Source organism: Gemmatimonadota bacterium (assembly GCA_016720805.1).
GTDB lineage: Bacteria > Gemmatimonadota > Gemmatimonadetes > Gemmatimonadales > GWC2-71-9 > Palsa-1233.
The window spans coordinates 47,545-66,962 of the sequence record JADKJZ010000015.1; the positions used below are offsets into that span (position 1 = coordinate 47,545).

General features: G+C 65.1%; 15 protein-coding genes. 8 read left to right on the plus strand and 7 right to left on the minus strand.

The genetic code is table 11. From position 1 onward, the window contains the following. Positions 1-516 precede the first annotated feature (516 nt). Positions 517-1,881: a copper resistance protein CopC/CopD gene (locus IPP98_15700; GenBank protein MBL0180536.1), complete on the minus strand. Its 1,365-nt coding sequence runs from the start codon at positions 1,879-1,881 to the stop codon at positions 517-519. 301 nt (positions 1,882-2,182) lie between these two features. On the opposite strand from IPP98_15700, the gene IPP98_15705 reads away from it, so the two are divergent. Continuing rightward, complete coding sequence (locus IPP98_15705; protein ID MBL0180537.1) at positions 2,183-2,860, plus strand: response regulator transcription factor; 678 nt, start codon at positions 2,183-2,185, stop codon at positions 2,858-2,860. Then, positions 2,796-4,280, plus strand: a complete 1,485-nt coding sequence (locus IPP98_15710) for a HAMP domain-containing protein (protein MBL0180538.1) — start codon at positions 2,796-2,798, stop codon at positions 4,278-4,280. The genes IPP98_15705 and IPP98_15710 overlap by 65 nt, the downstream gene beginning before the upstream one ends. Before the next feature lie 550 nt (positions 4,281-4,830). Here the strand turns inward: IPP98_15710 and IPP98_15715 are convergent. The 4 genes from IPP98_15715 to IPP98_15730 form a co-directional block, all read right to left on the minus strand. Then, on the minus strand, positions 4,831-8,100 hold the full coding sequence (locus IPP98_15715) for an efflux RND transporter permease subunit (GenBank protein MBL0180539.1): 3,270 nt from the start codon (positions 8,098-8,100) through the stop codon (positions 4,831-4,833). A 6-nt stretch (positions 8,101-8,106) separates the two neighbouring features. Then, on the minus strand, positions 8,107-9,549 hold the full coding sequence (locus IPP98_15720) for an efflux RND transporter periplasmic adaptor subunit (GenBank protein MBL0180540.1): 1,443 nt from the start codon (positions 9,547-9,549) through the stop codon (positions 8,107-8,109). Beyond that, positions 9,550-10,875 carry a TolC family protein gene (locus IPP98_15725; GenBank protein ID MBL0180541.1) on the minus strand — a complete coding sequence of 442 codons (1,326 nt, stop codon included), beginning with the start codon at positions 10,873-10,875 and terminating at the stop codon, positions 9,550-9,552. A 314-nt stretch (positions 10,876-11,189) separates the two neighbouring features. Next, positions 11,190-11,378, minus strand: a complete 189-nt coding sequence (locus tag IPP98_15730) for a hypothetical protein (protein MBL0180542.1) — start codon at positions 11,376-11,378, stop codon at positions 11,190-11,192. 9 nt (positions 11,379-11,387) lie between these two features. Between IPP98_15730 and IPP98_15735 the strand changes: the two genes are divergently transcribed. From IPP98_15735 to IPP98_15755, 5 genes are all read left to right on the plus strand, one after another. Then, on the plus strand, positions 11,388-13,337 hold the full coding sequence (locus IPP98_15735; GenBank protein MBL0180543.1) for a copper-translocating P-type ATPase: 1,950 nt from the start codon (positions 11,388-11,390) through the stop codon (positions 13,335-13,337). Next, on the plus strand, positions 13,334-14,359 hold the full coding sequence (locus IPP98_15740) for a type II glyceraldehyde-3-phosphate dehydrogenase (GenBank protein ID MBL0180544.1): 1,026 nt from the start codon (positions 13,334-13,336) through the stop codon (positions 14,357-14,359). Before IPP98_15735 ends, IPP98_15740 begins: the two co-directional genes overlap by 4 nt. 110 nt (positions 14,360-14,469) lie before the next feature. After that, on the plus strand, positions 14,470-14,751 hold the full coding sequence (locus IPP98_15745; protein ID MBL0180545.1) for a hypothetical protein: 282 nt from the start codon (positions 14,470-14,472) through the stop codon (positions 14,749-14,751). Positions 14,752-15,226: 475 nt separating this feature from the next. After that, a complete protein-coding gene (locus tag IPP98_15750; GenBank protein ID MBL0180546.1) occupies positions 15,227-15,514 on the plus strand; it encodes a helix-turn-helix transcriptional regulator in 288 nt (95 codons plus the stop codon). Between the two features lie 43 nt (positions 15,515-15,557). After that, a complete protein-coding gene (locus IPP98_15755; GenBank protein MBL0180547.1) occupies positions 15,558-16,277 on the plus strand; it encodes a cation transporter in 720 nt (239 codons plus the stop codon). 224 nt (positions 16,278-16,501) lie between these two features. Here IPP98_15755 and IPP98_15760 read toward each other — a convergent pair whose 3' ends face one another. Both IPP98_15760 and IPP98_15765 read right to left on the minus strand, forming a co-directional pair. Then, positions 16,502-16,900 (minus strand): DUF2911 domain-containing protein, encoded by a 399-nt coding sequence (locus IPP98_15760; GenBank protein ID MBL0180548.1) that lies wholly within the window; start codon positions 16,898-16,900, stop codon positions 16,502-16,504. A 61-nt stretch (positions 16,901-16,961) separates the two neighbouring features. After that, positions 16,962-17,294, minus strand: a complete 333-nt coding sequence (locus IPP98_15765; protein MBL0180549.1) for a YnfA family protein — start codon at positions 17,292-17,294, stop codon at positions 16,962-16,964. Positions 17,295-18,099: 805 nt separating this feature from the next. On the opposite strand from IPP98_15765, the gene IPP98_15770 reads away from it, so the two are divergent. Continuing rightward, positions 18,100-19,374 carry a TolC family protein gene (locus IPP98_15770; protein MBL0180550.1) on the plus strand — a complete coding sequence of 425 codons (1,275 nt, stop codon included), beginning with the start codon at positions 18,100-18,102 and terminating at the stop codon, positions 19,372-19,374. Positions 19,375-19,418 lie beyond the last annotated feature (44 nt).

The window sequence follows — 19,418 nt, forward strand, 5'->3', positions numbered from 1 at the left end:
CGGCCCCAAGGCAGCTGATGCCTTGGGGTCGTTCCGTGGGCCAGATCGCTTCCCGAGGGCTACGCCCCGGAGGAGAGGGATTGGTCCCCTCGTCCCGTGACCACATCTCGAGAAGGAAGATGATGCTTGTCCGCCAGCGCTGGTGCCGGCGGCAGTTGCTATCTGGGCGGGCCGACTCCTGTGACTGGGCTCGGCGAGGCTTGACGCGAGGGCGTGGCGGGTGGCCGATTGGCAAGTGCCCTAGCTGTCAGATCGTTTCGCACGGCTTGTGGGGAGAGATGCATGCCTGCATGTGAAGCTTGGCGCGCGCCTGCCGCCGGTGAGCCTTGATAAACTTGTAGCCCTGCCGGACCCGGCTGAGCTGCTTCATGACCAGCCTCAGTTTGGAGTGGGAGCCTAGATCTACGCTCTCCACCAATGGCTGGGAACTCCAGGCGTGAGAGACCAAGTAGAACACGCGCGGACTCCCGGGGAGCCGATCGAGCGATCGTGCTTCACGCCTCGCGATCAGCTCGCTCAGGGGCCGCTCGTGGGGAGCGGAGTCGGCAGGGCTACCAGAACGGCGGTGACGAAGAGCACGAGCATGGCGACCATCACTTCGGCGCTGGCAGAGCGAACGACCCGGACAGCACCGATCTGATCCCCAAGCGAGGGGAGCACGCGTCGCCAGTTGTAGGCACCGGTGGCGACAACCACCGAGAGAATGGCGAGCTTGAGCAACAACACCCGGCCGTACGCTGTCGTCCAGAGTAGGTCGAGTTGGCCGGTGTGAATCCAGGTCGAGGCCACGCCGGTGAGTCCCGCCAACGCGGCGCATCCGAGCGCCACGGGGGAGTAGGCCGTCACCAACTCAGCGGCCAGCGCGCCGTGGTCCTCCATCGGTCCCAGGGCGGCGGTGATGGAGACGATCAACATCACAGCCAGCGTGCCGAGCCAGCCCGCAGCACCAATGATGTGCAGTCCATCGGAAAGGACGGCCAGCGGGATCCACCGCTCAGCGGCAATGGCGTGTCCCGAAAGCGCTGGGGTAAACGCCAGCAAGAGGCCCACGACGCGGATGGGCATCCACCGCCCGGTCGTTTGGGCCCGCCTGAACAGGATCACGGCCGCCACGCCGAGGAGCACTTGCGCCGCCCAGGCCCATCCCCACGTGGTGTGCACGATCAACCCACCGATCATGTCTGCCTGAAATGCCTGTCCCGGTGTGTGCATCGCCACCGACTGCGCGGCCAGGCGCAGCGGCAACGTGACCAGGAGCAGGACGGCAGCGACGTGCCCGACGGTGGCGCAGAGCGCGGTCAGCCCCGCTCGCGGGGCGATGCCGAGACGGCTCCAGTGCAGCTCGACGCGTCGGAGGACAGCCATCTGAAATACCGCAGCGCCAACGATGCCGGTGAGCGCGATGTACATCAACCAACGCACTCCGACAAAGAGCGGGTCGGACACGTCAAATGGTGGCCCAGCCGTTGCCGTCGGCTGATGGACTTCGTGCGGAGTGTCGGGCGGCGCCACACTGCCGGCGTCGCCTTCCGCGCGGAGCTGTTCGGGAATGTTCACCACGAAGCGGAATTCACCACGCACCACGTGCGCATCCGCGCCCGCCACTTGCCATCGTACCAGGTATGATCCGTTCCCGAGGCGGCGGTCGAGCGTGGCCACGATGGTGCCCTGTGAATCCGGGATGGTGGCGAGTGGAGCCAATGCCACCGTTGTCCCCCTGGCGTCGATCAACTGGATCTTGGAGAAGCGCAATTCAACCGGCTCACTAAAGCTGAGCCGAAGCAGTCTCGGCGGAATGGTCAACGTCTCGGCCGCGGCGGGTATTGATCGCCGGAGGACCGGATGCGCACCCGCCACGTCGGCTTGGGTGAGAAGTAGCAATCCCAGGCCTAGCGCGACCCGGGTGAGCATTCGACTGATTCTTGATCTTGGGGTGCGCGGCCTCCGTCGGCCTGTGGCCGCGAGCCACTCACTCTGCTCATCGGTCACCAATCGTCGCATCACCGCCTCCCGCTGCTAAATTTGACCTGATCGGCCCATTCCCCCGTGCTTGATGATACCGGGCCAACGATTACGGGACCTTCGATCCGAGGTTAAGGTTTCTTGGATTCGTTCAAGTCCTCGGCCCGTCGATGGGGGATTCCCCCCCCCATCGCGGCCGCCCAACTTCTCGGGAGCCGGCATGCGCATCTTGGTCGTCGAGGATGACTCGCAAACGGCCCGCTTTCTCAAGCAAGGCTTGGAAGAGGAGGGCCATGCCGTCGATGTGGCTACTGATGGTGAAGAGGGTTCACACCTCTGCCACATCTACTCGTACGACCTGATTCTGTTGGACGTCCAGATCCCGAAACGGACGGGACTCGAGCTCTCGGCCGATCTCCGGCGCGAGGGAATTGACACGCCAATTCTGATGCTGACGGGGCGCGATTCGACACCAGACGTGGTGCGCGGTCTCAACGCCGGCGCCGATGACTATTTGACGAAACCGTTCGACTTCGATGAGCTGTTGGCGAGGGTCGCCGCCCTCACGCGGCGACGGAGTGGGTCTGTCAGTGGCGTCCTGCATTTCGGCAACCTGCAGGTTAATCGGCTCAACCGCCAAGTGCGCGTCGGGCACCGCCGTGTCGAGCTCTCGCCACGGGAGTTCCGGCTGCTCGAGCACTTCATGTTGCACCCAGAACAGGTGGTGACACGGGTCCAACTGCTTCAGCAGGTGTGGGATATGTCGTTTGACCCCAAGACAAACATGATCGATGCCCATATCTCGAACCTGCGCAAGAAGCTCGAACGGTACGGTGACCCGCGGCTCCTCCAAACGATCAGGGGCGCTGGCTATGCGCTGCGGCTGGGAGATGAATAGGGTGCGTTCGTTCCGCCTCGCCCTGGCGCTTCGCGTCGCCCTCGGGGCGCTTGCCATTCTGGCCACAGCTGGTCTGGTCAGTATCCTCGCATTGCGGACCATTCTGTATCAACAGCTCGACGATACCCTCCTGCATCTTGCTGAGGTGGAAGCGCGGGCCGGGGCGGCCACCAGCGGACCCGCGTTCCAGTTCCATGAGGGAGTCCTGCTCGCCGCCCGCGTGGGCCCGCCGGCGGAATTGATCCGGTACGCACAACTCTGGGATTTCAGCGGACAGCCGGTGGTGCGGAGCGGTAACCTGACGGCAAACCTCACCCTCCCCCCGTCGGCGCTGACAGAGGCGCGTGCCGGCCGCGTGGCGAGGGTGACGCACCGCTGGCAGGGGCGCGCGCTCCGCAGTGTGGTGTATCCGATGGAATTGGTCGGGGCGGCGCATCAGGTCCACGTACTGCAGGTCGCGGCACCGACCGGCCCGCTTCGGCAGACATTGGTGCGATTCGCGTTGTTCCTGGTCCTTCTCACCCTGGTCGGCACGGTCGGGGGATACGCGTTGGGTCGAAACTTGGCGGCGGTCGCCCTCCGGCCGACCGGAGAAATCACCGCGCAAGCCGAGGCCATCTCGGAGGGCACCTTGTCGGAGCGGATTACCGCTCACGCCGACGTCGACGAATTCGCCAGCCTGGTCACCGTGCTGAACGGCATGCTGGACCGACTGGACCGTGCCTTTCAGGTGCAACGTCAGTTCACTGCTGACGCGAGCCACGAGTTGCGTGCCCCACTCACCGTGCTCAAGGGTGACATCGATGTGACCCTGAAGCGGGACCGCACCGTCGAGGAATACCGAGCGACGCTCATCCGTTGTCGCGAGGAGGTCGAGCGGTTGACACGACTTGCCGGCGATCTCCTCCTCCTCGCGCGTGCGGATTCCAGTGTGCCGCTGGAGCATGTGGAGGACGTGGATTGTCGGGCACTCCTCGATCGGGTCCGTGTGCGGTTCGAATCGATTGCGACGGCCCGCGGGATCCGTTTTGTGGTCCACGCGGATGACGGACGGATATCGGGGGATGAGCGGATGCTCGACCGGGTCGTGAGCAACTTGGTTGACAACGCGATGAAATACTGCCGGGCGGGCGGGGAAGTATCCCTTGAATTGAAGTTGCAGGATGAGATGACCCTCACCGTGCGTGACGATGGCCATGGCATTTCCCCGGACCAACTGCCACACCTGTTCGTGCGGTTCTTTCGTGGTGATCCCGCTCGGCGACGCAGCGATGGGACCGGGCTTGGCCTCGCGATCGCCCAAGCCGGTGCGGAAGCCCATGGGGGCAAGCTCGAATTCCTTGGCAATGCACCCGGTGCCGTGTTTCGCCTGTCGCTGCCGCTAGATGGCACCCCAATCGCACACGCCAGCCACGCGTGAGGGCTTGGTGTCATGAGCAGGGTCGGTGCGACACGCACGGCGAAACCGAGCGGAACCGTCGAAGGAAGGGGTCTCGCCGGTCCGATCGATTTGTCGCGCCTGCCGCTCAGGCCATTACTTCGCAGGCCTGCGCACATGCCCGGCATACTTCTGCGCAACGTTGCATGGTTGCATCCTCGCCGAATGCTGCACACGAGTCGGCGCACGTGTTGCAACGCTCGGCGCACTCACGGCACACGGCACCGACGGACGGCGACATCTCCTGCATCGCCGTCGTGCACCCCTTTCAGCGGGGCTGCGTGCGCACCGCCCGCGCAGCGGTCTCGAGGTACGGGCACTGCTGCGCGAGTTTGCATCGTTGATCCTGATGGCCCTCCCGCAGGGGGGGGGGGGGGCGCGTGCCTAGCCGGCGTGGAGCACCGGCCGGGAAAGCATCGCTGAGGATGATCATCCGAAGAGATGACCGCGGCTTCCATGATGGTCCGGAAGCCGGTGGGCATGCAGAGCAATCGAACTGGTGGCCTTGAAGTCGGCCGCGTGGGACATCCCGTCAATCCGTCCGTTCGTTCGAAGTCGCCGCCCGCACCTCCCGTTCCTTCCACAGCGAGTAGACGGCCGGAATCACGATCAGCGTCAACACCGTGCTGCTGATCATGCCCCCGACCATGGGGGCCGCAATGCGTTTCATCACACTGGCACCGGCCCCGGAACCCCAGAGTATGGGGAGCAATCCCGCCATGATCGCGGTGACGGTCATCATCTTGGGGCGCACGCGCTCCACCGCACCCTCCATGACCGCCTCGTAGAGATCGCGAAGCGACGGCCGGTGTCCGGTGGCCGTGCGCGCTGCCCACGCGTGATCAAGGTAGATCAGCATCACCACCCCGGTCTCGGCGGCGACGCCGGCGAGTGCGATGAAGCCGATCGCCACCGCGACCGACCAGTTATACCCGAGGAGCCAGATGAACCAGATGCCGCCGACCAGCGCGAACGGCAGCGAGAGCATGACGATCAGCGATTCTGGTACGCTCTTGAAGTTGAAATAGAGGAGCAAGAAGATGATCGCCAAGGTGGCGGGGATGACCACTTTCATCCGTTCCTTGGCGCGCTGCATGTATTCGTACTGGCCACTCCAGACAAGAGAGTAGCCTGGAGGGAGCGACACGGCGCGTTGCACCTGTTGCTGCGCCTCCGCGACGTAACTGCCGATGTCCCGCCCGACTACGTCCACGAACACCCACGCCGTCGGCTGGGCGCCCTCCGTGCGAACCACCATGGGACCCGCCACCTGCCGGATCGTGGCGATCTGCCCGAGCGGGACGAACGCTCCCTCACCAGCCGTGGCGCCGGGTGCCCCCATTCCGGTCGGCATGCCGACATCAGGGCTGGCGTCGCTGCCGATGCCATGGGCGACGGGAATCAGGACGGAGGCGAGCCGCTCGGGGTTGTCGCGCAGCTCGAGGGGATACCGGATGCGCACGCCGTAGCGCTCGCGGCCCTCCACGGTCTGGGTGATCGTCATGCCGCCGACGGCGGTAGCGATGACGGTCTGCACGTCACCGACGTTCAAGCCGTGCCGCGCCGCCTTCGCCCGATCGATGTCGATGTCGAGGTAGTAGCCGGAAACCGCCCGCTCCGCGAACGCGCTTCGCGTTCCCGGCACCATCCGCACCACCTGCTCGACCTCCTTGCCCAGCCGCTCGAGCTCAGCCAGGTCAGGGCCGAAGAGCTTGATCCCGACAGGGGTCCGGATGCCCGTGGCGAGCATGTCGATACGTCCCTTGATCGGCATCGTCCAGGCATTGGTGATTCCGGGAAGCCGTACCGCCGAATCCATGGCGGCCACCAGGGCGTCGTAGGTCATCCCCTCTCGCCATTCCGATTCCGGCTTCAAGGTGATCGTGGTTTCCACCATATCGAGCCCCGCCGGATCGGTCGCGGTATTCGCCCTTCCTGCCTTGCCCCAGACGTGATCCACTTCCGGGAAACTCTTCAGGATGCCGTCCTGGACACGGAGAATCTCGCGCGCTCGCGCGACACTGACCCCCGGCAGGGTCGTCGGCATGAAGAGGATGGTCCCCTCATCGAGTCGCGGCATGAACTCGCTCCCGATCTGGGACCACGGGATGGCAGTCAGGATCAGCCCCACCAACGCCGCACCGATGACCGGCCACCGTTGCCGCAACACGAAGGTGATGACTGGTCGGTACAGGGCAATGAGCAGGCGATTGACCGGATTCGCCCGCTCTCGGTAGATCTTGCCCCGGATGAAGATTCCCATGGCCACCGGCACAAGGGTCACCGACAGCAGGCTCGCCGCGGCCATCGCGAACGTCTTGGTGAAGGCCAGGGGCTTGAACAGCCGGCCTTCCTGTCCTTCCAGCACAAACACCGGGACGAAGGAGACGGTAATGATCAACAGCGAGAAGAACAGCGCAGGCCCGACCTCCTTGGACGATTCTCGAACTACCTGCCAACGCTCCGCCGTGGTCAAGATCGACGTGTCGAGTGATTTGCCAGCCGCTGGGTGTCCCAGGGCAACGTGCCGCGCATCCACGGCGCGTTCGAGGTGCTTGTGCATGTTCTCGATCATGACAATCGCCGCATCGATCATTGCGCCAATGGCGATCGCGATTCCCCCCAATGACATGATGTCAGCGCCAACCCCGACCCATCGCATCGCGATGAACGCGATGAGGATCCCGAGTGGCAGGGTGATGATGGCCACCAGCGCTGACCTGGCATGAAGCAGAAAGACGATGCACACCAAGGCGACGACGAGGCTCTCCTCAAGCAACTTGCCACGGAGATTGTCGATGGCCCGTTGGATCAGGTCGCTCCGGTCGTAGACCGGCGTCAGTACAACGCCAGCGGGGAGGCCCTGCTGGACCTCCGTAATCTTGGCCTTGACGCGTGCGATGGTGGCGAGGGCATTCTGGCCAAACCGCATGACCACGATGCCGCCCACCGCGTCGCCCCGCCCGTCTAGCTCCGCGACCCCTCGTCGGACCGCTGGACCGACGCTCACGCGACCGAGTTCGGCCACTCGGACCGGTATCCCGCTCTGAGTCGCACCCACCACAACATTCTCGATATCGTCGATCGACTTGAGGTACCCGAGTCCCCGCACCATGTACTCGCGCTCGGAGAGCTCGACGACCATCGCCCCGATGTCGGCATTGGCGTTCTGAATTGCCGACATGACCGCCGTGATCGGGATCCGAAACCCCAGCAGCTTCGCGGGGTCGAGATCGATCTGGTACTGCTTCTCGAACCCCCCCAGGGTCGCAACTTCGGAGACGCCCGGGACGGCCGTGAGGGCATACCGGAGGTACCAGTCCTGGATACTCCGCAGCTCCGCCAGGCTCTTTTGTCCGGTGGTGTCTTCGAGCGCGTACTGGAACACCCAGCCAAGACCGGTGGCATCGGGCCCGAGGGTCGGTGTCACATTCGCCGGCAGCTTCCCCTGGATACCGTTGAGGTACTCCAGAACCCGTGAACGCGCCCAATAGAGATCGGTACCGTCTTCGAAGATGATGTAGACAAACGAGATGCCGAAGAACGAGTAGCCCCGGACCGTGCGGGACCCAGGCACCTTGAGCATCTCGGCCGCGATCGGGTAGGTGACCTGATCCTCCACGATGCGTGGCGCCTGATCATTGTACTCGGCTTGCACGATGACCTGCACGTCGCTCAGGTCGGGCAGTGCCTCCAGCGGTGTCTGTTTGACCGCCCAGATGCCGCCGGCGATGGCGGCGAGCGTGAACAGGGAAACCAGCAGCAGGTTCGCGGTCGACCAGTCAATGATGCGCTTGAGCACGGCCGGTCAGCTCCCCTCGGGCATCTTGTGCCCGGTGTGCTCGTTCTCCGCTGCCTTCGCCTTCGTCGAGTCCTTGGTTGGCGCTGGCGTTGGTGCGACCCGGCGCGGCGACGGCTTCGCCACCGGGGGGACCTTGGGCGCCGTCATGTCCATCCCCGGCATGCTGGATCCGGGATCGGCGGCGGGCGGTGGTGCGGCGGGCGCTGCCGGCGCGGTGACATCCATTCCCGGCATGTTGCCCATGCCGCCGAGCAGTGAGCCGAGATTGGATTCTGCGTCCACCAGAAAGGTGGCGGAACTCACCACCGTATCACCCACCACCAGACCCGCGAGAATCTCGAGTCGGTCGTCGGTCGCCTGGCCGAGGCTGACCTCCCGGGGCACCAGCATGCCGTCCGGCATCTTGACGAACACGAGGTTCCGTTTGCCGGTCGAGAGAATCGCCGAGCGGGGGACGCTCAGCACCGGCTCGGAGGCCGCCGCAAAACTGAAGGTCGAATACATCCCCGGCTTGAGGAGGAGGCCCGGGTTCGCGAGGGTGACGCGAACGCGAGCGGTCCTGGTTTCAGGATTGATGGTGGGATAGATGTACGAGATCCGGCCGGTTCGGATGTCACCGGGGAGGGCCTGAAATTCGGCGACAACTTGCCCACCGAGCCGCACCGAGGGAAGATCCCGCTCGTACACTTCGCCGTCCAGCCACACGATGCTCAGGTCGGCAATGCGATACACCGCCTCCCCGGCCATGAGGCGCTGCCCGGCAAGCACGGACTTCTCGATGACCACGCCGCTCACCGGGGATCGGAACGTCACCGTTTTGCGGATCTCGCCCGATTCCTCGATCTGACGGATCTGGTCCGGCGGGATCTCCCAGTACAAGAGTCGGCGCCGGGCGGATTGGAGCAGATCATCGGAGCTCTGGACGGCCGCCGAGGTGCCGGTGGACAGATCGCGATTGAGCCGTCGGGCGAGGAGCAGCTCCTGCTGGGCGGCAACCACCATCGGCGAATACAGGTCGAACAGCGGCTCTCCCACACGGACCGCCTGCCCGGTGAAATTGACATGCAGTTGGTCGACCCAGCCATCCACGCGGGCGGTGACCGACTTGAGCATGGTCTCGTCGTATGTCACGATGCCCACCGTCCGCACGACGCGGTCCAGCGGTCCGAGGATGACCGGGGCGTAGGTGACCCCGATCCGTCGGGCTGCTTCCGTGGAGAGCATCACGGCACGCGCACTATCGGAGGTCGGCGTCGCGGCGTGATTGTGGGCGGCCGGTTCGGCGGGGGACGCTGATGGCCGACTGAAGTACCAGGTGACAATCGCGGCGATCGCGAGTACGCCGACGAAGCCCATGACAGCGACGGGACGCGAGAGGCGACGGCGATTGCCGGTCTGGAACGGCGAAGACTCGGGGGCCGGATTCAGGGGATCGTGCTGCGTCGTCATCTATCGTTCTCCCGGCGCGCCGGCCGAATTGGACACCGTGGGGTCGAACAGCGGCCTTCCAAGGAGCATCTCGAGCTCTGCGAGCGCAGCACCCTCCTCGGCCTCCAACTGGAAGACCTGTTGACGGTAGCGATTGACGGTCATCTGGGCATCGAGGAGCATCGGTAGATCCACATCCCCGACCCGGTACGCGGAGAGCGTGGAAGAGACGGTGGCGAGCGCCTGGGGCATGATGGTCCCTTGATACAAGGCCCGGAGGTCTCGGCTCCTCCGAATCGACGCGAGGAGTTCCCCGAGACGGCCCCTCGTGTCGGCGCGCATCGCGGCGAGTTCCGCCTCCGCAGCAAGCCGCATCGCGCTGGCCTCATCGCGCATCTTGAACTGTCGCCGTCCCGCCCAGATCGGGACCGAGAAGCCAGCCATGAGGCTGATCATCCGTTCGGTACCCATGGCCATCGGTCGCTGGCCGTAGATGACGCCAAGTTGCAGGTCTGGCCAGATCTCCCGGCGTGCTCGTTGCTGCGCGGCACGGGCAGCTTCGACCTCGAGTGCGCCGGCCGCGAGCATCGGCCGGCCGTCAAGGGCCATCCGCTCGAGGGAGTCGGCAACCGCCAAGTCTGCCGGAAAAGCTGGCAGGATGGGCGATGGTACCGGGGTGTTGGATGGTTGATCAAGCAGGGCGTTCAACCGAGCGGCGGCGGCTCCACGCATGGCCCGCATCCGCGCAATCTCCTCGGTCATGCGGTCGACTTCAATTTGCGCGCGCAACACGTCCGCCTGACGCCCTTCGCCCACGGAATACATTGTCCGTGCCGTCGTGCCGATGTCACGGAGCAGCGCCTGGGTGGCCACCGCCACTTCGATGCTGCGGTCCACCTGATAGAGCTCGTAGAAGGCCATGGCGCCCCGAGCGCGAAGTTCCCAAGTCAGTTCGGCGGCGCGGCTCGCCGCTGCCCCCGCCTGCGCCGCCGCCACGCGACCCGCCAGCCCGAGTTGACCGGCGATCGGGAGCATCTGCATCACCTGCACTTGATTCATGCCGAGCGGATCCTGCAGGCCGAAACCAGGAAGATTCCGGTTCATCAAGCCGAACTGGACTTGCGGATCTTGCAGCGTCCGGGCCGGGTCGACGCGCGCGGCGGCGGCGGCGGCCATCTGGCGTGCCGCCTCGAGGCGAGGATTCTGTCTGTCGAGGATCGTGAAGACGTCGGCGAGGGAGAGACCGCGCGTTGCGCTGCTGGTCGGTGTCTGCGCCGCCACCGCCGGCGCGAGCAGCCAGAGCCCGATGATCCACAACGCTCGTCCCCACCGCGGTAGTTGCTGCACTCACTGCCTCCTCGCGTTCATGGACTTGTCGGCCGAGGGCCAGGCGACGAACTCCGGCGAGAAACCTATTGGGCACGATGGGTGGCGGCCATGAAGGACAGATTAAGGAGCGTTGAGTTTGTCGGGCGCGTATGCGCGAAGAAAGTCGCTCTCTGGGACTAATTGCTTTGGGGGAGAACACGGCCCGGAGGAGTGTGCCACACTCGGCGATGCTGGCAGGGCATCAACATTTCTTAACCTTCTCGTCATGGCCTCTTTCGAATCGGCTCCTATCCTTGAGTGATCAGCGCACGCCGTACCATGACCATGAGTCGTCAGGTTTTCCATTGTTTGACATCGGATGATTCACGCAGCGCGCGACCCACTGGAGGATCGCTCACATGACGGACGCAGGCCAGGAACACAGCCATCACACTATGCAGGCCAGCGCTTCCCCCGACGTGGACGCCGCCCATGAGAAGGCCGATCCGCCACACGGAAGTCATGACCAGCACGCCGGCCATCGTCCGGAAATGTTCCGCGATCGGTTCTGGCTCTCGCTCGCTCTCACCGTGCCGGTCGTCGTCTGGTCGCGACACGTCGAGGAGCTGCTGGGATATGTGGCACCGGTCTTCACCGGCTCGGCGTGGATTCCAGCGGTACTGGGCACGGTGGTGTTTCTCTACGGCGGGTTGGTTTTCCTGAATGGGGCACGGCGGGAGCTGGCGGCGCGTCTGCCGGGAATGATGACGCTGATTGCCCTCGCCATCACGGTGGCATTTGTCTTTTCCTGGGTCGTCCAGCTCGGCGTGATCACGGCCGATGCCCTCTGGTGGGAACTCGCCACCCTGGTCACCATCATGCTGCTCGGTCACTGGATCGAGATGCGCTCGATTCTCCAAGCCCAGGGTGCGCTCCAGGAGCTCGCCAAGCTGCTGCCGGACAGTGCCACTCGGCTCGCTGGCGAAGTTGAAACAGTGGTACCCGTCAGTGCGCTCCAGAACGGAGATGTGCTCCTGATTCGCCCCGGTGAGCGAGTGCCTGCGGATGGAATCGTGCGGAAAGGGGAGAGCGATCTCAACGAATCCATGATCACCGGCGAATCGAATCCGGTTCGGAAGCAGGAGGGGGACCCCGTCATCGCAGCGACCATCAACGGACAGGGGTCGCTGCGCATCGAAGTCACCGGTACGGGCGACAAGACCAAGCTGTCGGGCATCATGCGCCTCGTGGCCGACGCCCAGAAGTCCAAGTCCAGGGCGCAGCACCTGGCCGATCGCGCGGCGCAAATCCTGACCGGAGTGGCCATCCTCTCCGGCATCGCCACGCTCGTTGTCTGGCAGTCGCTGGGGGCAAGCATCGACTTCACAATGGTTCGTGTCGTGACCGTTCTGGTGATTGCGTGTCCCCACGCGCTCGGGTTGGCCGTGCCATTGGTCGTCGCCATCTCGACCACGATGGGCGCCCGGAACGGTCTCCTGGTGCGTGATCGACGCGGACTGGAAGAGGCCAGAAACCTGAACACCGTGATTTTCGACAAAACGGGAACCCTCACCCTGGGTGAGTTTCGCGTCGTGGACTTGGCGGTCGCTGACGCGGGGACCGAGGACGCCATGTTGCAGATCGCGGCGAGTGTGGAAACGGAATCCGAACATCCCATTGCCCGCGGCATCGTCAAGACGGCGGTTGACCGGAAGCTCGACGTCACGATCGCCAACGGTTTCCGCGCACTCCCCGGCAAGGGCGTCGCCGCTTTGGTCGGCGGGGCCGAGTATCACCTCGGCGGCCCGGCACTTCTCGCGACCGAGAACGCGCAGGTGTCAGCTCCACTGCAGCAAGCCGCGGACGCCGCGGCCAGCCGCGGTCAGGCCGCCATCTATCTGATCAAGGATGGCAGGGCGATGGCGGTGTTTGCGGTGGCCGACGCGATCCGAGAAGAGAGTCGTGAGGCGATCAGGGCCCTGCACGAGCGTGGCATCGAGGTCGCAATGCTGACGGGCGACGCGCAGGCGGTGGCCGACGCCGTGGCCGCCGAATTGGGGATCGACACGGTCTTCGCCCAGGTCCTCCCGGGCGACAAGGCCGCCAAGGTGAAGGAACTGCAGGCCCAGGGGAAAAAGGTGGCCATGGTGGGCGACGGGGTGAACGATGCGCCAGCGCTTGCGACGGCGGACATCGGGATTGCGATCGGTGCGGGTACGGATGTGGCGGTGGAGGCCGGGCACATCGTGTTGGTGCGTTCGGATCCCAGGGACATTCCGCGGATCATTACGCTGTCACGAGCGACCTACCGGAAAATGCTGCAAAACCTCTGGTGGGCGGCAGGCTACAACATCGTCGCCATTCCGCTGGCGGCCGGAGTCCTCTCCGCGTGGGGTATCCTCCTCACACCGGCGCTGGGTGCGGTGCTGATGTCGGCGAGCACGGTGGTCGTGGCCGTCAATGCGCAGCTGCTGAAGCGGGTGAAGCTGGAGGCACCGTGATCAGAGTTGCCGTCAATGGATATGGCGTGATCGGTCGCCGCGTGGCGGACGCAGTGGTGCTGCAAGCCGACATGGAGCTGGTGGGGGTCGCCGATGTGGCGACCGACTGGCGTGGTCGCATCGCGGCCCGTCGGGGCTTCCCACTGTTTGCGGCCACGACCACTGCGCACACCGAGATGATCGCCCGCGGATTTGAACCCCGGGGCGATCTCGATGCCCTGCTCGACGTGGCCGACATCGTCGTGGATTGCACGCCGAAAGGTGTGGATGCCGGCAACAAGCCTCGGTATGAGCAGGCAGGCATTCGAACAGTTTTTCAGGGTGGTTCAGCGCATGAGCTGGCAGGCCACAGTTTCGTGGCGAGCGCCAACTACCGCTCCGCACTCGATCGCCGAATGACCCGCGTGGTGTCGTGCAACACCACGGCCACGGTGCGTACGTTGTTCGCGCTGCAGCAGGCAGGGCTTCTCCGACGCGCGCGGGGTGTGCTGGTGCGGAGAGCCACCGATCCTTGGGAGAGCCATCGGGGCGGCATCCTGAATACGATGGTGCCGGAGCCGGACATTCCGAGCCACCAAGGGCCCGACGCGAAGACCGTGATCCCAGGGCTCGACGTCATCACGATGGCATCGAAATCCCCGCAGAATGTCGCCCACCTGCACCATTGGATGGTTGATCTCACTCGCATTGCGAGTCGGGATGAAGTGCTCGCCGCGTTTCGAGCGGTCCCGCGGATCGCCTTCGTCCGGGTTGATGATGGGGTCGAGGCGCTCAATGTCACCGCCGAGATCATGAAGGAAATCGGACGGCCACGGGGTGACATGTGGGAGGTGGCAATCTGGGAAGACATCCTGGCGGTGGAGGGTCAGGAACTCCTCTATGCGTATCAAGTGGATAATCAGGCCATCGTGGTCCCCGAGACCATCGATGCAATCCGTGCCCTCATGGGGACGGAGCGGGACGCCAGTCGGTCCATCCGGATGACGAATGAGGCCCTGGGCGTCTGCCAGGAGTTCCCATGAGCAACTGCGGCGTGGCAAGTGGGTGGCCGGGCTTCTGCGACCAGGCGTGCGACCGCCGGACCTGACAACGGACAATTGCGATTACCCCCGGGATGGAGCGGCCACCAATCATGATAAACACTAAGGTCTTGGCTTGGTCTTTGGGTGTGTTCGGGGCCGTGATATTCATCACGTGCGTGCTCTATGGTTTGATTGCACCCGAATCGCTGCACATGGGCCGCGCCCTCGGCGTCCTCTTGCCGGGGTTCACCTGGCTCACGCCGTCCGGACTGCTTATTGGGCTGGTCGAGGCGTTCCTCTACGGGGCATACGCTGGCCTCGTGTTCGCCCCGATCCACAACGCATTGGCGCGCCGGTGGGGAGGCGTCGGGCTACCTGCAGAAAACCAATAACGTGTTCCCCGCAAAGCAACGGGCGATCAGGTTGCGGACGCAGCGTCATGCTCGCGTCGCCCCCGTTGTCCAGCAGAGCTTCGTCGCCAGCGATCGGACCTAAGGCGCGCGGCGCGTGTGGCGCGATGTGCTCGCAGCGGGTCATCCCGTGGGAACTATCGCGAGCGTGAAGAGGACAGCCCCGAGCCGTTGCGGCGCGGGTAGCCGCCGACGCGCTAGCCCGTGTGTCATGAGTGATACTCCGGTCCAGCGTGCATCTCGGATGTCGAACGCTGGGGCGCAGATTCCGAAGGAATGGTGGATGTTCGTGCCTACAGGTTACCTTGTTTGTATGAACAGTTATTCACATGAGCCGCCGACTGGCATGTCAATTAGCGGTCCAACCCCCCACGGATCCTGCCAGATCCGCGTTCTTGACCGCGACCGGCTTCATGCCGCACGAGCACGCCTCCCTGCACCCCAAGACTCGGCCCGGGTGGCGAGTATCCTCGGGGCGATCAGCAGCCGAACTAGAGTCCAGATCCTTTTCGCTCTGGGGCATGCCGAACTGTGCGTCTGCGAGATTGCGGAGTTAACCGGAACGTCCCAATCGGCAACATCCCATGCGCTTCGAAAGTTGCGAAGTGCCGGGGTGGTCGTATTCCGTCGCGACGGGAAGCTTGCGCACTACCGCGTGGCCGACGTTTCGGTGTTGGAACTCGTCCGCGCTGCGTCCGCGATACTGAATAGCGACCGGCCGGAGCGCCAAACTCTTCGGTCATGACACCATTTCTTGAAGACGCGGGGCGGTCTCGGGCACCGGCGATATGCCAAGCGTTGGGCGTGATCGTCGTGCAGCGCCTGACTCGCGTCGCGCCTACTTTTGCGGGTTCCCAGGCGTCGCTCGTGGCTCCGCTTCTAACGCGAGCCCTTTCGACAAATCCGGGGACACATCATTGACCCTTCAGCCGCCTGAAAGCGGACACGCCCCCGGATTAGGCAAGTCGGACGCGTCGGTTCTGCGCGTGGCTCTCGCCCTCAACGCGACGATGTTTGTAGTTGGCCTGGGTGCAGGGATCATCGCGGACTCCCTGGGCCTGGTGGCGGATTCGCTGGACATGCTGGCGGACGCGGGGGCGTATGGGCTGAGCCTCGCGGCAATTGGTCGGCCCATCCATTTCAAGACGAGGGTCGCGCGGATCAGCGGGATCTTGCTCTTGGTCCTGGGCGCTGGCGTCTTGACCGACGCGATTCGTCGATCGGCTGGGGGGAGCGATCCTGATAGCGGAATCATCATCGTCATCGCCCTGGCCTCGCTGGTCGTCAACGCCTTCGTGATCAGGCAGCTGACGCGATTTCGGCGAGGAGAGGTGCACCTTCGTGCAGCGTGGCTGTTCACCCGGGCCGACGTGGTCGCCAACCTCGGCGTGATTTGCGCAGGCCTCATCGTGATGGTGACAGGCAGCGCTGTGCCGGATCTGATCGCCGGGGTGGCCATCGGTTTGTACGTCATGAACGAAGCGCGAGGGATCCTTCGTGCCACCTGAGGGAGAAGACCCCCAACGGCTAAGGCACGCCCGAGTATGGAACGGTGTCGTAGCATAGGTGCAGTGACCCCGGGGCGGCGCATCTGTGGCGCGCAGTTGTAGCGAGGCCCGCGGCTCCACAACTACGGTATCTCGATGCAGAAGGCGAGGACCGTGTACACTGTGGGTCGCACGGCGGTGCCGTGGTCAAGGCGCCGGACCGTGCGGTCAATCGGCGTGCCCCATCATTGCACTCCGCGATTGACCACAATTTGCCAGTCGCGCGAATTGGGGATCGCGGTCACCGTGTGCCATCCGGCCTCGACGGCCACCCCGGCGATGGTGCCGGCCGTCGGCAGGAAAATCGCCGTGGCCTCGTCCGCACCCATCCGCAATGGTGCCCCGAAGGGGACCAGTCGGCTCATAACGGGGCGGCCGAGCTTCCGCGGGCGGCTGTAGCACGCCTTGACCTGATGATTGCCGAGCAACACGGACGTCGAATCGAACGGACTGGCACGAATCTCCAGATCCGCGCGCGGCCCCTGGACCCAGCGTGGCGGCAATGTCGCCGGGGTTTGTGCCGAGGCGGCACCGATTGGCGGCAAGACCGATGCAATGCAGAGGATGCCGAAATGACGGGTCATGCAGAGGGCTCGACGTCGCGTAGGAGAAACGGAGAACCGTTGGTCGCTACGTGGCCTGGACTCAGCGGGACGGGGCACCAAGGATGATGATCAAGAGGCCGGTGAGAATGACGGCACCGCCGAGCAGATCGCTGGGCCGTGGTGACACTCCGTCGACGACGCGGAGCCACACGAGTGCCGCCACGACGTAGACGCCGCCGTATGCCGCGTAGACACGCCCCGACGCGGTGGGGTGCAGGGTGAGCAACCAGGCGAAGGCCGCCAGTGACAGGGCAGCAGGAAGGAGGAGCCAAGCGCTCCCCCGTTGCCGCAACCAGAGGTACGGAAGGTAGCAACCGATCAACTCGGCGAGGGCTGTGACACCGAAGAGCGCAAGGGTCCGGAAGGGATTCATGCCCCAAGCCCACCGATCTGCAGGCTGGCCTTCCGGCTGCGGACGCCCTGCCATTGCTCGCGCCGATCCATGACACTCCCCACGTTCGGGTGCGACCGTCACCAACCTTGCCAATGACTCGGTTGCAACATATCATCGGATGACTATGCCACGCCTCCGGTGGACCGCTCACACCCTGATCGCACTGCTGCTTGCTGCCGGTGGCGCACAGCCGGCTGTGCAGCTGTGGCATCTCGCTGTGCACGCGGGCGCGGCCCTGGACCACGGAGAGCATCATACCACGAAGCAGGACCCGGTGGGTGACTCCACCTCTCACATCGAGGCCCAGGCGCTCAGCCACGAGCACCTCTCTTTCGATTCCTCGTTCCGGACACCACCAGATCAGTTGACCATCATCGGCCCGCCGACTGGTGCGCCACTGGTTATCCGGCTGGTCGTCGCGACCGCGACAGCCCCGCTCCCCGCACCACCCGGACACGTTCCGAGGCCTGAACCAGGCCACGACGTGCGATCCCGCCCCCCGCCGACCGTCTGACCCGGCGTGGCCATCAGGCCGCGCCCGTTGTGCATCCCCATATCACCACCCCGCGTTCACGATCTCGGCCCGGCCGGGCCGTGTCGTTCGTCCTCCTCAGGGGCAACCCGGAGTCTGGCTACTGTGAGCTGCAATTCTGGCAGGACACTTCTGCGCGACACAGCCTTGGGTCGTCGATGGCTTGGCGCGCTGATCGCCGTGACATTGGTCGCGGGCTGCGGCACGGCGGGCGTGGCCCCGTCCACGCGCCCCGTGGCGCGGAGCGAACCGATGACACCGGAGGGTTCGTCGTCGGAACGGCGTGCGGACAATCCTGTTGGCGACATCACCCTCCAGGACGCGATCTCGCTGGTGGTGCGACAGCGTCCCGAGCTGGCGGCGTTTGGATGGGAGCGGAGTGCGCGCGACGCACAGCTGCGCCAAGCGGGAGCCTATCCCAACCCGGTCGTCGAGGGCGTCGCCGAAAATGTGGCTCCCAGCGCTGCCCTGCGCCCGTTCAGCGGCGTCGGCGGCGTCGTGCAATCTCAGACGACCGTGACGCTCTCGCAGCTGATCGAGCTTGGTGGTGAGCGTTCGGCCCGTCGCGAGGCCGCGACCGCGCAGCGTGATGTCGCGACGGCGGACTACGACCTCGCGCGACTGGCCGCGCAGGCCGACGCGACGCAAGCGTTCCTTGCGGTCTACGTCGCGCAAGAGGCCGTGGCACTCGCGGACCAGACGGTGCAGCTGGCACAATCGGCCGAAACGAATGTCGGGGCGCGGGTCGAGGCCGGCGACTTGGCGCCGATCGAGTCCACCCGCGCCGCGGTGGTGCGCGCGGCGGCAGCAGTTGAATTGGCACGCGCGCGGCGCGACTTGGCGATGCACCGCGAACGCCTCGCGGCGATGTGGGGGAGCTCGACCGCCACATTCGGGCGGGCAGTCGGGGATCTTCCCACACCGCTCGAGCCCCCCGTGCTGAGCGCGCTCGCCGCACGTCTGCCGGAGGCTCCCCAGGCCATCCGTCGCGCGGCGCTCGTGCGCAGCGATCGGGGACTGCTCGCACTCGAGCGCGCGAAGCGGATTCCGGATGTGGCGCTGGCGGCTGGCCTGCGACGCTTCGGTGACTTGCAGGGCCAGGCCTATGTCGTGGGCGCCACGCTCACCTTGCCGCTGTTTGATCGCAATGGGGGAGGTATCGCCGAAGCGGTCGCGCGGGTCGCCAAGGCGGAGGAGACGTCGCGCGCGGACCAACTGCACGCGGGGGTTGCCGTGGCCGCGGCGCACCGGGCGGCCCAGACCGCATTCGACGAACTTCGTGCGCTCGACACCACGGTCCTCCCCGGAGCCATCGCAGCCTTTGACGCCGTGACCGAGGGCTTTCGGCTTGGCAAATTTGGGTATCTGGACGTCCTGGAGGTGCAACGCACCCTGATTGCCTCCAAAGGACAACGGTTGCGGGCACTGTTGGACTACTACCATGCGACGGCGGAGCTTGAGCGTTTGCTCGGAAGCCCGATCGATCCCACCCCACGCCCGTCTCCGCCACCCGGCGAGGAGTCGTGATCATGTTGCGAACCAGGACGACGACCGTCATCGTCGCGATCATC

Coding starts and splice junctions, on each gene's coding strand:
- IPP98_15705 (MBL0180537.1), top strand. CDS start 2,183: ATGCGCATCTTGGTCGTCGAGGATGACTCGCAAACGGCCCGCTTTCTC.
- IPP98_15760 (MBL0180548.1), bottom strand. CDS start 16,900: ATGACCCGTCATTTCGGCATCCTCTGCATTGCATCGGTCTTGCCGCCA.
- IPP98_15735 (MBL0180543.1), top strand. CDS start 11,388: ATGTTCCGCGATCGGTTCTGGCTCTCGCTCGCTCTCACCGTGCCGGTC.
- IPP98_15720 (MBL0180540.1), bottom strand. CDS start 9,549: ATGACGACGCAGCACGATCCCCTGAATCCGGCCCCCGAGTCTTCGCCG.
- IPP98_15755 (MBL0180547.1), top strand. CDS start 15,558: ATGCCAAGCGTTGGGCGTGATCGTCGTGCAGCGCCTGACTCGCGTCGC.
- IPP98_15730 (MBL0180542.1), bottom strand. CDS start 11,378: ATGGCCGGCGTGCTGGTCATGACTTCCGTGTGGCGGATCGGCCTTCTC.
- IPP98_15765 (MBL0180549.1), bottom strand. CDS start 17,294: ATGAATCCCTTCCGGACCCTTGCGCTCTTCGGTGTCACAGCCCTCGCC.
- IPP98_15770 (MBL0180550.1), top strand. CDS start 18,100: ATGACACCGGAGGGTTCGTCGTCGGAACGGCGTGCGGACAATCCTGTT.
- IPP98_15745 (MBL0180545.1), top strand. CDS start 14,470: ATGATAAACACTAAGGTCTTGGCTTGGTCTTTGGGTGTGTTCGGGGCC.